Below are 12,243 nucleotides of genomic sequence, written 5' to 3'. Positions count from 1 at the left end.
GATTACGCCAATAATTCAAATACTCCAGCAGCACCCATTCCGCCGCCGATACACATTGTCACGACTCCGAACTGTTGGTTTCTGCGCTTCATTTCATGTAGCAGGCTTAATGTCAATTTTGCCCCCGAACATCCTAGTGGATGGCCTAAGGCGATGGCTCCGCCATTTACATTGACAATCTCTTCATTCAAACCGAGCTCACGAATGATTTGAATGGATTGGGAAGCAAAGGCTTCATTCAATTCAAATAAACCAATATCCGATAACTCAAGACCCGCTAGCTTCAAAGCTTTAGGAATGGCTGCAATCGGTCCGATACCCATGATTTCAGGCGGTACTCCTGCTACAGCAAAGGAACGGAACTTACCCATCGGTTTCATCCCTAATGAAGAGGCCTTTTCCCCATCCATGACCATGACCGCGGCTGCACCATCACTCGTTTGTGATGAATTCCCTGCTGTTACGGATCCTGTAACAGAGAATGCAGGTCTTAGTTTTTTTAGCACTTCAGCAGTGGTGCCTGGACGAACGCCCTCATCCTGTGTAAATGTAAATGATTTTTCCTTTAACTTAAGATCTGGTCCCACTGAACGAAGGGTTACGTCAACCGGTACGATCTCATCCGAAAACTTTCCTTCTGCAATGGCCTTCGCCGCCTTTTGATGACTACGAACAGAAAACGCATCTTGATCGTCACGGGAAATGCCGTATTTTTTTGCAACGGCTTCAGCAGTGTGGCCCATACCCATATAATATTCCGGTGCCGTTTCCGCAAGTCTCGCGTTCGGACGTGTTACATGGCCCATCATTGGCAAAAGGCTCATGGATTCCGCTCCGCCTGCAATGACAGTATCACTTTGGCCGAGCATGATCCTTTCCGCTCCATAAGCGATGCTTTGCAGCCCGCTTGAACAGTAACGATTAATCGTTATGGCCGGTACTGTATAAGGCAATCCTGCCAATGCCCCAATGTTACGAGCCATGTTCAATCCTTGCTCCGCTTCAGGCATTGCACAACCGATAATCAGGTCATCGATGGTGCCTTCATAATTCCCTGCACGCTTTAACGTTTCCTTTACAACAAGAGCCCCTAAATCATCAGGACGTACACTGGCAAGAGAACCTTTTTTCGCTCTTCCTACCGGAGTCCTTGCTCCAGCTACTATTACCGCTTCTTTCATGAGGATCCCCCTTACTCATTTTTAAGCTATCGATCTATTAATCTTCGTTTTGGCCATTTCTTCGTCTATTCATCAATTACGGAGTGGTTTGCCTTTAACAAGCATATGCTGCATCCTTGCCTGGGATTTCGGAGTCGAAATCAGTTTTAGGAATGCCTGTTTTTCTAGGTTCAAGATATACTGTTCATCTACTTCCGTGCCAAATGGGAGTTTTCCCCCTGCCAGGACGTATGCAAGCTCTTTGGCTATAACAAGGTCATGCTCTGATAAGAAACCCGAAAGGCGCATGGATTCCGCCCCTAATAGAAGTGCGGCATATCCCGTTTCACCTACGACAGGGATCTTTGTGCAGGCCGGAGCGGTATAACCTTGTTCATGCATGGAAAGTACCGCCTGTTTCGCATCATATAGCTGATGATCCGCATTCACGCTTATTCCATCCGCTGAATTAAGGAAATTATTCCCTCTCGCTTCCTCGGCGGAGGTCGAAACTTTTGCCATGGCGACCGTTTCAAATACTTGGTTGGCCACTTTCTGTAAGTCGAAGTCGACGCCCTTCGGCATATTCCTCAACGTCTTGACATAAAGTTCTTTAGTCCCGCCGCCGCCTGGGATCAAACCTACACCAGCTTCCACTAGTCCCATATACGTTTCAGTCGTTGCCTGGATGCGCGCTGCCGGAAGGGACACTTCTGCCCCCCCGCCAAGTGTCATATTAAACGGGGCAACCACTACAGGAACTGCACTGTACTTGATTTTAAGCATCGCCTTTTGGAATTGGCTGATGACCATATCGAGTTCAAAAATATTGTCATCCTGCGCTTCCATCAGCATCATTGCAATATTAGCGCCTACACAGAAATTCTTTCCTTGGTTTCCGATGACCAAGCCTTTAAAATTCGCTTCCGCTTCGTCGACCGCCGCATTGATCATTTGTATGATATCCAGACCGATTGCATTATTCGGTGAAGTGAATTCAAGAAGTGCCACTCCATCGCCGATATCCATCAAGCTTGCACCACTGTTTTTCTTGATTACGCCTTTTTGTTTCTTGATCGCTTTAAGATTGATCACTTTAGGATTTGCAACAAGTTCCTTATATTCACCATTATTATAATAGTGAACTATGCCATTTTCTTCTTTATAGAAAGAAGTGATGCCTTTAGCGAGCATATCCTTCACCCATTGCGGAACGGTGATGCCTTCCGCTTCCATTCGGGCTACCGATTTTTCTACCCCTATCGCATCCCAGGTTTCAAAAGGGCCTGTGGACCATCCGAAGCCCCATTTCATCGCTTGATCGATCGCCACGATGTCATCCGCGATGTCCCCAAGCAGCTGGGCAGAATACACAAGCGCCGGATTCAGAACATTCCAAAGTAATTGGCCGGCACGGTCTTCGCTATAAACAAGCGCTTTCATTTTATTTTCCAAGCCCTTGGCCTGTTTAGCCATTTCGATGGAAGGCGTTTTTAATCTTTTTCGTGCAGCATATTCAAGGGTTTCGGGATTCAGTTCAAGGATTTCCTTTCCTTTTTTCAAGAAAAATCCTTGGCCTGACTTGCTTCCAAGCCACCCATTCTTAAGCATTTCATTCATGAAATCAGGTATTTTGAAAACTTCTTTTTCTTCTCCATCCACCTGTTCATATACGTTTCTGGCAACATGTGCAAAGGTATCCAATCCAACTACATCAAGTGTCCGGAAAGTCGCGCTAGTTGCCCTTCCAATCAACGGACCTGTAACCGAATCGACCTCACCAACACTGTATCCGCCGTTTTGCATTTCCCGCAGAGTGACCAATAAACCATAAGTTCCAATGCGGTTTGCGATAAAGTTAGGGGTATCCTTGGCTTCGACGACACCTTTTCCCAGTACATCTTCGCCGAATCGTTTCATGTATTCGAGCACTTCTGGTGAAGTTGCTTCAGTTGGGATGAGCTCCAACAACTTAAGATAACGCGGCGGATTGAAGAAGTGGGTTCCCAGGAAGTGCTTTTGAAAGTCCTCCGAACGGCCTTCTGCCATCGCTTCGATTGAAATTCCGGATGTATTCGAAGAAACGATGCTTCCCGGTTTACGATGCTGATCAACCTGGGCAAACACAGTTTGCTTAACCTCAAGCTTCTCAACGACCACTTCGATGATCCAATCGACATCCTTTAAACGACTTATATCATCTTCCAGGTTTCCCGCCTCGATCAACGCAATGTTTCCCTTAGCCGAAAGCGGAGCTGGTTTCATTTTTAAAAGTTTCGTAATCGCAGTTTGGCTGATGCGGTTACGCACTTGTTTATTATCTAATGTCAGTCCCTTTTTCTTTTCATCCTCAGTGAGTTCACGAGGTACAATATCCAATAATAAAGTCGGAATGCCGATGTTAGCAAGGTGTGCAGCAATCCCTGATCCCATAACTCCTGACCCTAGAACAGCAGCCTTTCGTATTTGTCGAACCAAGTTCATATCCCCCTTACGCAATTTATTGAATGAATGCTCATTCATTTTTAATTCAAAAAAATTTTGAATATTTTTTCTTATTTCTAATATAGAATATATTTGGAAATTCCGCAATGATTAAACAGGAAAAAAAATATTTTTTTCTCCGAGTTCTTTTGGTTATTTCTCCTCCGTTCAGTAAAAAATAACCGGGCAGGAGGTGACTTATATAATGAAGCGTAAAGATAATCCTTCTAAAGCAGCCGTAAGCGCAGCAAGCGTTAAAGGCAATGCCGGCCCTGGCGCTGAACGTCAACATGGAATCAATAAAGTGAACAGCCAGAACAACCAGTTCAAAAGATAATCTTCTTAATTTGAGCAGCCGTTCCTTTTCCGGGGCGGCTCTCGCTTCCTATTTCTTGAATAGGCCTTTTAAAACGAAAGCAATATTGGCCGGTCTCTCCGCAAGGCGGCGCATGAAATATCCATACCAATCCGTACCATAAGGAACATACACCCTTACCTTATATCCTTCTTTAGCAAGTTCAAGCTGTTTTTCAGTGCGGATGCCATATAACATTTGAAATTCAAATCGATCCCGGGTAATTCCCTGATCTTTGACCAAGTCCCTCGTATAATCAATGATTTTATCATCATGCGTGGCAACGGCAGTGTAATTTCCATTTTGCATATGCTTCTTGATGATTTTCTTGAAATTCTCATCCACATCTTTTTTCTCGGGAAAAGCCACTTCCCTTGGTTCTTTATAAGCCCCTTTAACAAGTCTTAGATTCGGATGGTATGCATCCAGCTCCTCAATATCCTTCTCAGTCCGATACAGATAAGCTTGAATGACAGTCCCCAATTCATTATATTCAGACTTTAGGTTTTTGAATACATCCAAAGTCGGCTGACAGCGCGGAAAATCTTCCATATCAAGCGTCACGAAAACACGATGGGCTTTAGCTTCATCCAAGATCCTCCGCATGTTATTCATTACGACTTGTTCGGATACATCCAAGCCCATCGAGGTCAGCTTCAGGGATAACTGTGAATCCAGTTCATTTGTGCCAATCATCCGGATAGCTTCGATGCACTCATCTGCCATCTTCCCAGCTTCTTGTTCATCTTCAATGAATTCACCTAAATAATCAATGGTGACAGCAAGCCCTTTCCGGTTAAGATCAGCAATCACATCACATGCCATATCCAAGGATTCTCCTGCCACGAAACGAGATGCACCAAACCGCAGCCCGTATTTTTTCGCAGCCTTTGTCATGCCTTTATTCTTTGATAAAAAAAGGAATAGATTTTTCAAAATTCTTTCCATCTGCATTCCCCTCCAAATCATTTTGGAAAATAGATGCACAAGATTATTTTACCATTTAATTCATTTTTCAGATATTTAGAATCAAGAATAAAAAAATTTCATGAAGGGAAAATTAAGCTCGTTTAAAGAACACTTAAGGAGGTAGAATGATGGAACAGCAAAATTCGTTTAACAGCCAACAGCAGTCCACCGGCTTTATGAAGCAGCCGCCGGAAATGGTTTCGGTGAAAGATAGCTTATACTTAACCGATATGCTTGCGTGGAATCTGAATGCGGTTAAAAAAGCACATTTTTTTGCCACACAATGTAAGGACCCGCAAATCATTGATGCATTAAATCGGTGCGGACTCATGCATCAACGCCATTACGATACCATTTTGAAACATTTGAACCCGGACCAAAATCAGGGTCAACAACAATACCAGTAAAGGAGGGTTCTTGATGCCCAATGAAAACAAAGTCCAAAATCCTGAATCTCCCGTGGCAAAGACACCGCAAATGAATGACAGGGATTTTATAAATGATATGCTTTCAACTGAAAAGTACTTTTGTAACTCCCTTTCCGTTGCCCTGCATGAAATGAGTAACCAAGCATTATTCCAAGACATTTTCTCCGTTTCCAAAGAAAATCAGGAGATGCAGCGCGAACTCTATAACCTTATGTTCGAAAAAGGCTGGTATAGTTTAGAAAAGGCGCAAGCTACCAGCTTAGGCCAATCATATCAACAATTTTCCGGTTATAAAAATCAATTTCCATCTGGAACGAACATTCAATAAGCAAACATTAAGTGGCGTGGATTCTGCTCCTTTTGTTTTTTTGCTACAAATAAAGCCGGCCCATGGGGGGCCGGCTTTATCTTTAGATATCCGTAGAAAACATATACTTCTTATAGTGATACCGAATGCTGAATATTAAGCCCATGGCCATCATGTTCCCCATTAGCGAGCTTCCTCCATAACTGACAAATGGAAGCGGAATCCCCGTAATCGGCAAAAGGCCTACAGTCATGCCGATATTTTGAAAAACGTGGAACGTCAACATGCTTATAACGCCAACACAGATATATGTATAGAAGTTATTTTTCGTGTCCATTCCTGTTTTTGTTATATGGTAAATCAATAGGAAAAACAAGGAAATAATGATGCTTGATCCGATGAAGCCGAATTCTTCACCGATGATGCTGAAAATGAAATCCGAATGACTCTCAGGCAAATAAACTTCCCTCGAACCGATTCCCTTTCCTGTGGTCTGGCCGGAGCCGATGGCCAGTAAGGATTTGGTTAAGTGATACCCTTCGGAGCTGGCATAATTATATGGATCCAGCCAAGAATAGATGCGGCCGAATTGATAGGATTTTACCCCTAGATATTTTTCCAGGATTTCCGGCTTCCAAAGTACAAAGTACAGAACCGTTGAAGCGACGACAATTCCTCCCGAAACGATTGGCAGCAGGATCTTCCATGTTACCCCTGATATGAAAATCATTCCGAGCATGATTGACATGATGACAAGCGAGGTACCCAAATCAGGCTGTTGCATGATTAACAATAAAGGGGCACCGGTAACTAGACCGATTTTAATAAGCAGCCAGATATCCGTTTGAATTGTTTTCAGCGTGTTTTTGAGATGATGGTTTGAGATGACATTTGCTAAAGCCAGGATCAGGAAAACCTTCATGAATTCCGATGGCTGAATCGAACCGATTCCCGGAATGATGAACCAACTTTTCGCACCATTTCGGACAGGAACGATGCTATCCGGCATAATGATCAGCAAAAAAAGCAAAAATAATCCGAAGCCATAGGCGTACCAAGAAATTTTTTTCAACTGATCCGAATCAAGGGTGATGAACCCTAATACGATTCCGATTCCTACTATATACCAAAAAATTTGTTTAATTAAGAAGTTTTCAGCGTACTGTCCAGTCGTTTGGGCACTATAGATTGCTAGGCAACTTCCAACGCATAATAACAGCAATATTGTAACCAAAGAAAAATCTATTCGTGATGAAAATTTATTTTGTTCTTCCATACTTAACTCTCCCTTAAAAAGGCTCCTGCGATACTTCTATAAATACACTTATTCATTATACTTTAAACAAATAAAATCACAACTATATAGAAGAATAGTTTACAGGCTTCATGGAGTTATTTCCTTGAAGCCTGTAGGCAGGGAGAGCTATGCATGTGATTCCTTTGATTTTCTCCGTTTCAGCAATCTACTGACCAATCCATGGCTTGGGGAAAAGAGAAAGGCCAATCCGAATAATATGGCGGCCGAACCCACCATGCAACCTGATATCGAGGCATCCAAAATGGTGGCTGAATAGTAGCCGATGACGGAACTTAGCACCCCGACCCCGATACTGACCAATATCATGCGGCTTAAACGGTCTGACAGCAGATAAGCCGTTGCCGCAGGTATGATGAGCATTCCAACTACTAAAATGGAACCTACACTATCAAAAGAAGCTACAGTTGTCAGTGAAATAAGGCTCATCAATAAGTAATGAAAGAACAGTACAGGAATTCCCATTGCAGCCGCAAGTGATGGATCAAATGAAACGAGTTTAAACTGTTTGAAGAAAAGGAAGATCATTATGAGGTTCAGGATAAAACAACTGCCGACTATCCAAACAGCTTTTGGTCCAGCTTCGATTCCCGCGATTGTCATCGTGTTCCACGGAGTATAAGCTATTTCGCCATAAAGGACATGTTCCAGGTCAAAATCTATTTGTTGCGTATACAAGCTCACAAGTACGATCCCCGTTGCAAAAAGGGAAGTGAATACAATCCCGATCGCTGCGTCAGATTGAACGCCCGACGATTGGAAAAGCTGGATCAAGAATACGGTAAGCAAGCCGAGCGCAGCAGCCCCTATCAGCATTGGAACCGAATCACGGGTTCCGGTTATTAAAAATGCCAATACGATTCCCGGCAAAACGGAATGACTGATGGCATCCCCAATCAACGTCATTTTCCTGACTATCAAAAAACACCCTAATACACTGCAAGCACCCGCCACTAATGCTCCGACTAAGATAATCCAAAAATCATTCATGATGAGTGGCTCCTTTTCCTTCTATCCTGTTCGAGAGAATATTTCTTTTTCGTCGATACCCTTCTCCATACAGATGAAAGCACTCCGCGTTTAGGTGCAAAAAGCATCGAAAAGAAAAACCATACCGTCGCGGATAAGACAATTAACGGTCCTGTTGGCAAATCATTGACTGATGTACTGATCAACGTTCCAGACACACCGCTCAACATTCCGAATATACCAGACAGGATGACCATGATATGCAGCCGCTCCGTCCAATACCTCGCAGATACCGCAGGCGTGATCAGTAAAGATGCCATCAATACGACGCCTACAGCCTGGATACCGATCACTACAGCTGCCACGATCAGCATCATGATGAAATAATCCAGAAAAACAACCGGCAATCCCATCCCCTTAGCAAACCCAGGATCAAAGGACAGTAATTTGAATTCTTTAAAAAATACGGTACAAGTGAAAATGAGAATAAAGGAAACAGTCATCATCATATATACATCTGACATGACCATTGACGCCGTCTGCCCGAATAGAAAGGTATCCAATCCACTCTGGTTTCCATACTCGCTCTGCTGGATCTGCGTAAGCATGACAATTCCGAAGCCAAAGAAAGAAGATAAGACGATTCCCAAGGCCGCATCCTGCTTGATCTTACTGTATCTCGTAAGCACACTGATCAAGAAGACAGCCACTAAACCAGCTAGTGCAGCACCTATTAGAAAGTAGGAAGTTGATTTCACTCCAGTTAACATAAAGGCGACACAGATACCGGGTAACGCTGCATGTGCGAGCGTGTCGCCAAGCAAAGACTGCTTTCTGAGGTAGGCAAAGCTGCCGATGACCCCGCTGCTTAATCCGAGGAACATCGTGCCAAGCAATATCCACCTTGTATTTGGATCAGTAATAATATCCATTATGTTCATCGTGTACACCTCATTTTAATAAAAGGCCGGACTTTGTGTCTGATAGTATCGCTAGGCGGCCTCCATATGTTGCCTGTAAGTATTCGGGAATGAACACTTCTTCTGTCGGGCCTATTTTCATCACCTTTTTATTCAATAACATCGTCCAGTCGAAATATTCCTTCACGGTGGATAGGTCATGGTGCACAACCAGAACGGTTTTGCCTTTTTCCTTCAATTCCATCAGCAATTGTATGATCGCTTTCTCTGTTGCGGCATCCACCCCTACGAACGGTTCATCCATAAAATAAATATCCGCTTCCTGTGCCAATGCACGGGCCAGGAATATCCGTTGCTGCTGTCCGCCTGATAGCTGGCTGATCTGGCGGTTAGCGTATTCAGCCATCCCCACCTTTTCCAGGCACTCCATCCCCTTCTGCCTTTCGGACTTCCCTGGTCGCCTCAGCCATCCGAGATGACCATATCTGCCCATCATCACGACATCGAGTGCGTTGGTCGGAAAATCCCAATCCACTGACTCCCGCTGTGGTACATAGCCGATACTCTTCCTCATCGATTTATAAGTAGAACCCTTTATTGTGATTTGCCCCGATATTTTTGGGATCAATTCGAGAATTCCCTTTATCAAAGTGGACTTCCCTGCTCCATTGGGGCCTATGATACCGATTAAATTCCCTTCCGGCACCTCAAATGAGACATCTTCGACAACCGGTTTCTTATGATATGCAATCGTTAAATTCTCGACCTTCAAAGCTGCTTGATTCATAGTTTCTCCCCCTTATTTCAAAGCACGGACGATGGTGTCGGTATTATGACGGACCATTCCGATATATGTTCCTTCTTCCGTCCCTTTTTCACCCATGGCATCCGAGAACAATTCACCGCCGATTTCCACTTTGTGGCCCTGCTTACCTGCTCCTTGAATGACTGCCTCGATAGCCTTCTTTGGTACGCTTGACTCAATGAAAATCGCTTTTATTTTGTTCTCCACAAGATAATTCCGCATATCCGTCACATCTTTTGATCCATATTCCGATAATGTATTGATCCCTTGGAGCCCTCTTACATCCAGGCCATATGACTGCCCGTAGTATCCAAAAGCATCATGTGCTGTAACGAGCACCCGTTGATCTTCTGGTATTTTATTAATTTCATTTTGAACATATTTATCAAGTTCCTCCAATTGCAGAACGTACTCTTCATAATTTTTTCTAAACTCCGCTTCATGGTCCGGATCATTGGCGATTAACTCTTTCTTCACTGCCTCCGCCGCGACGATCCAAAGCTTTACATCAAACCATACGTGGGGATCATGCTCCGTTTCACTCACTTTGCGAAGTTGGTTCTCCTTGAAGTCTTCCGTTACGGCAATCGTCGGTTTATCCTTGCTCATCATTTCAAATATATCCGTCATTTTCCCTTCAAGATGCAATCCGTTATAAAAAATCATATCAGCCGAATCCAGTGTCTTCACATCACCCTGTGTCGCTTTATATAGATGGGGGTCCACTCCCGGTCCCATTAAACTGGTGACCTCGACATGTTTACCGCCGATATTCTCAACCAAATCCCCAATCATTCCCGTTGTTGTAACGACATTCAGCTTGCCATTGCCATTATCCCTTTCGGCCATATCATTACCGCACCCCGTTAAAATCAGCAATGCAGCAAGCACGCCTCCAATAGATTTTAGAAAACCCATCCATATTCCCTCCCTTTTTCATCTTTCTAAAATAGTTTGCCGTGTGCAAAACTAAGTGTAAATTTTTTTACATTGTCGCAAATGCTAAAAAGTTTCCTCTACACAACTTATTTTATACTATACACAAATATACAAAAAAAGTGCAACTATTTTTAAACATTTCAAAAAGGCGAATGACTTTTACACACAGCAAAAACTGTCAGGAATCTCCTCTAGAGAGCTCCCTGACAGTCATTCCGTACATGAAACGTAACGATGAAGTTATATTTATATTGTGGAGTTTTTATGGTGAATATAAACCATGGAGGCTATTTCGGGACGACGTGAAATTTACGAGTAAATGTGCGGTTCACGAGTAAACGCGGATTTCACGCATTCAAAGTGCATTGCCACTCATTTTTCCTGTTTCAAGGAAATTGCCAAGTACGCAAATCCCAATTCAATTCCGCAAAGCACAAACAGGGTGATTAAGGTTTGGAACATCATGATCTCCTCCTCCTCTAAGACTTAAACCAATCTTAAAGGATGAAACCAATACCAGAACAAGACCTTATTTGAAGAAATCTTCAGCAGGCTCACTCTGATCTCTTGCCCTGAAATGGGTTTCATACTGTACAATATAAAAAAAGAAAAAACGGTGATACCATGACAAATATTAAAGAAATAGCTCAATGTGCTGGTGTATCTGTCTCAACAGTGTCTCGTGTATTGAATGATCATCCATATGTAAGCCCCGATAAAAGAAAGAGCGTCCTGGAAGCCATCGATCGTTTGAATTATACGAGAAACATCAACGCCATTCATCTTTCAAAAGGCAAGACTAATCTTATCGGCATCATCATCCCCTTCAACAATCACCCATATTACGGGGCAATCGTTAACGGAATCACTAAACAGGCAAATGCAATCGGCTGTCATATCGTCATCTTTCAAACAAATTATGACAGAGAGAAAGAAATCCAGGCTTTTAATATGCTGCAAATGAAGCAGCTCGATGGCATCATCGTTTGTTCAAGGATTTCAGAAATGAAAATCCTCTTGGATTATCAAAAATACGGACCGATTATTTTATGTGAAGATACTGCCCAGGCTGAATTCTCATCCATCAGCATTGATCATTATGCAGCTTTCTCCTGTGCCCTTGAGTACGTGATTGCTAAAGGATATAAGAAAATTGGATACAGCCTCGGCCGTAAAAAGAGCAGAAATAGTTCCCATCGAACAAAGGCCTTTAACGATATCATGAGAAAACATAAACTGTTAAACAATAAGGAATGGCTGTTTGAAGGCAGTTATCACATCAAAGACGGTGAACAATTGTTTCAGGATTGGAATTCAATGATGGACAAACCTGAAGCTCTCATCATCACGAATGATGACACGGCGGCAGGCTTCATTCTTACCGCTAAGAAATCGGGTATAAGGGTACCGGAAGATGTGGCCATTCTCGGCTTCAATAATGATAGCCTGAGTGAAATGCTCGACATCACGACCATATCCTTACCCCTGGAATGGATTGGTAAAATGGCAGTGGATCTATTTGAGAATCCTGAAGTGGTCAAACATGTAAAACTGGATTATGCCCTTATAAAAAGGAGTACCGTTTAGTTATC

General features: G+C 43.2%; 12 protein-coding genes. 4 read left to right on the top strand and 8 right to left on the bottom strand.

Annotation, left to right across the window (positions count from 1 at the left end; all coding sequences use genetic code 11):
• Positions 1 to 2: 2 nt before the first annotated feature.
• The gene (locus tag V3595_RS16410) at positions 3 to 1,181 is read right to left on the bottom strand and encodes an acetyl-CoA C-acetyltransferase (protein ID WP_137023769.1); all 1,179 of its coding nucleotides are present in this window, start codon (positions 1,179 to 1,181) and stop codon (positions 3 to 5) included.
• 72 nt (positions 1,182 to 1,253) lie between these two features.
• A complete protein-coding gene (locus V3595_RS16405; RefSeq protein WP_485908377.1) occupies positions 1,254 to 3,644 on the bottom strand; it encodes a 3-hydroxyacyl-CoA dehydrogenase/enoyl-CoA hydratase family protein in 2,391 nt (796 codons plus the stop codon).
• A gap of 202 nt (positions 3,645 to 3,846) precedes the next feature.
• Between V3595_RS16405 and V3595_RS16400 the strand changes: the two genes are divergently transcribed.
• Positions 3,847 to 3,981 carry a YuzL family protein gene (locus V3595_RS16400; protein ID WP_072273724.1) on the top strand — a complete coding sequence of 45 codons (135 nt, stop codon included), beginning with the start codon at positions 3,847 to 3,849 and terminating at the stop codon, positions 3,979 to 3,981.
• A gap of 48 nt (positions 3,982 to 4,029) precedes the next feature.
• Here V3595_RS16400 and V3595_RS16395 read toward each other — a convergent pair whose 3' ends face one another.
• Positions 4,030 to 4,947 carry a proline dehydrogenase family protein gene (locus V3595_RS16395; protein WP_485908375.1) on the bottom strand — a complete coding sequence of 306 codons (918 nt, stop codon included), beginning with the start codon at positions 4,945 to 4,947 and terminating at the stop codon, positions 4,030 to 4,032.
• A gap of 149 nt (positions 4,948 to 5,096) precedes the next feature.
• Here V3595_RS16395 and V3595_RS16390 point away from each other — a divergent pair, with 149 nt between their 5' ends.
• On the top strand, positions 5,097 to 5,375 hold the full coding sequence (locus V3595_RS16390) for a hypothetical protein (protein ID WP_485908373.1): 279 nt from the start codon (positions 5,097 to 5,099) through the stop codon (positions 5,373 to 5,375).
• Between the two features lie 13 nt (positions 5,376 to 5,388).
• Positions 5,389 to 5,724: a spore coat protein gene (locus tag V3595_RS16385; RefSeq protein WP_485908372.1), complete on the top strand. Its 336-nt coding sequence runs from the start codon at positions 5,389 to 5,391 to the stop codon at positions 5,722 to 5,724.
• 82 nt (positions 5,725 to 5,806) lie between these two features.
• Here the strand turns inward: V3595_RS16385 and V3595_RS16380 are convergent, their stop codons facing one another.
• From V3595_RS16380 to V3595_RS16360, 5 genes are all read right to left on the bottom strand, one after another.
• On the bottom strand, positions 5,807 to 6,979 hold the full coding sequence (locus V3595_RS16380) for an FtsW/RodA/SpoVE family cell cycle protein (protein ID WP_485908370.1): 1,173 nt from the start codon (positions 6,977 to 6,979) through the stop codon (positions 5,807 to 5,809).
• Between the two features lie 147 nt (positions 6,980 to 7,126).
• Positions 7,127 to 8,008, bottom strand: a complete 882-nt coding sequence (locus V3595_RS16375) for a metal ABC transporter permease (protein WP_485908368.1) — start codon at positions 8,006 to 8,008, stop codon at positions 7,127 to 7,129.
• Positions 8,005 to 8,928: a metal ABC transporter permease gene (locus V3595_RS16370; protein WP_485908366.1), complete on the bottom strand. Its 924-nt coding sequence runs from the start codon at positions 8,926 to 8,928 to the stop codon at positions 8,005 to 8,007. The genes V3595_RS16375 and V3595_RS16370 overlap by 4 nt, the downstream gene beginning before the upstream one ends.
• 10 nt (positions 8,929 to 8,938) lie before the next feature.
• Positions 8,939 to 9,694, bottom strand: coding sequence for a metal ABC transporter ATP-binding protein (locus V3595_RS16365; protein WP_485908364.1), 756 nt, complete (start codon positions 9,692 to 9,694; stop codon positions 8,939 to 8,941).
• 12 nt (positions 9,695 to 9,706) lie between these two features.
• On the bottom strand, positions 9,707 to 10,630 hold the full coding sequence (locus tag V3595_RS16360; RefSeq protein ID WP_485908363.1) for a metal ABC transporter solute-binding protein, Zn/Mn family: 924 nt from the start codon (positions 10,628 to 10,630) through the stop codon (positions 9,707 to 9,709).
• Positions 10,631 to 11,275: 645 nt separating this feature from the next.
• On the opposite strand from V3595_RS16360, the gene V3595_RS16355 reads away from it, so the two are divergent.
• Positions 11,276 to 12,238, top strand: a complete 963-nt coding sequence (locus tag V3595_RS16355) for a LacI family DNA-binding transcriptional regulator (RefSeq protein WP_485908361.1) — start codon at positions 11,276 to 11,278, stop codon at positions 12,236 to 12,238.
• Positions 12,239 to 12,243 lie beyond the last annotated feature (5 nt).

This window comes from Bacillus sp. CFBP9009, from assembly GCF_036541465.1.
In the GTDB taxonomy this organism is placed as follows: domain Bacteria; phylum Bacillota; class Bacilli; order Bacillales; family DSM-1321; genus Peribacillus.
This window is presented reverse-complemented; position numbering and strand designations above follow the sequence as displayed.

Bases quoted from the DNA above. Each gene is read 5' to 3' on its own strand.
- V3595_RS16410 (WP_137023769.1), bottom strand. From the start codon at position 1,181: ATGAAAGAAGCGGTAATAGTAGCTGGAGCAAGGACTCCGGTAGGAAGA.
- V3595_RS16405 (WP_485908377.1), bottom strand. From the start codon at position 3,644: ATGAACTTGGTTCGACAAATACGAAAGGCTGCTGTTCTAGGGTCAGGA.
- V3595_RS16395 (WP_485908375.1), bottom strand. From the start codon at position 4,947: ATGGAAAGAATTTTGAAAAATCTATTCCTTTTTTTATCAAAGAATAAA.
- V3595_RS16390 (WP_485908373.1), top strand. From the start codon at position 5,097: ATGGAACAGCAAAATTCGTTTAACAGCCAACAGCAGTCCACCGGCTTT.
- V3595_RS16385 (WP_485908372.1), top strand. From the start codon at position 5,389: ATGCCCAATGAAAACAAAGTCCAAAATCCTGAATCTCCCGTGGCAAAG.
- V3595_RS16380 (WP_485908370.1), bottom strand. From the start codon at position 6,979: ATGGAAGAACAAAATAAATTTTCATCACGAATAGATTTTTCTTTGGTT.
- V3595_RS16375 (WP_485908368.1), bottom strand. From the start codon at position 8,008: ATGAATGATTTTTGGATTATCTTAGTCGGAGCATTAGTGGCGGGTGCT.
- V3595_RS16370 (WP_485908366.1), bottom strand. From the start codon at position 8,928: ATGAACATAATGGATATTATTACTGATCCAAATACAAGGTGGATATTG.
- V3595_RS16365 (WP_485908364.1), bottom strand. From the start codon at position 9,694: ATGAATCAAGCAGCTTTGAAGGTCGAGAATTTAACGATTGCATATCAT.
- V3595_RS16360 (WP_485908363.1), bottom strand. From the start codon at position 10,630: ATGGGTTTTCTAAAATCTATTGGAGGCGTGCTTGCTGCATTGCTGATT.
- V3595_RS16355 (WP_485908361.1), top strand. From the start codon at position 11,276: ATGACAAATATTAAAGAAATAGCTCAATGTGCTGGTGTATCTGTCTCA.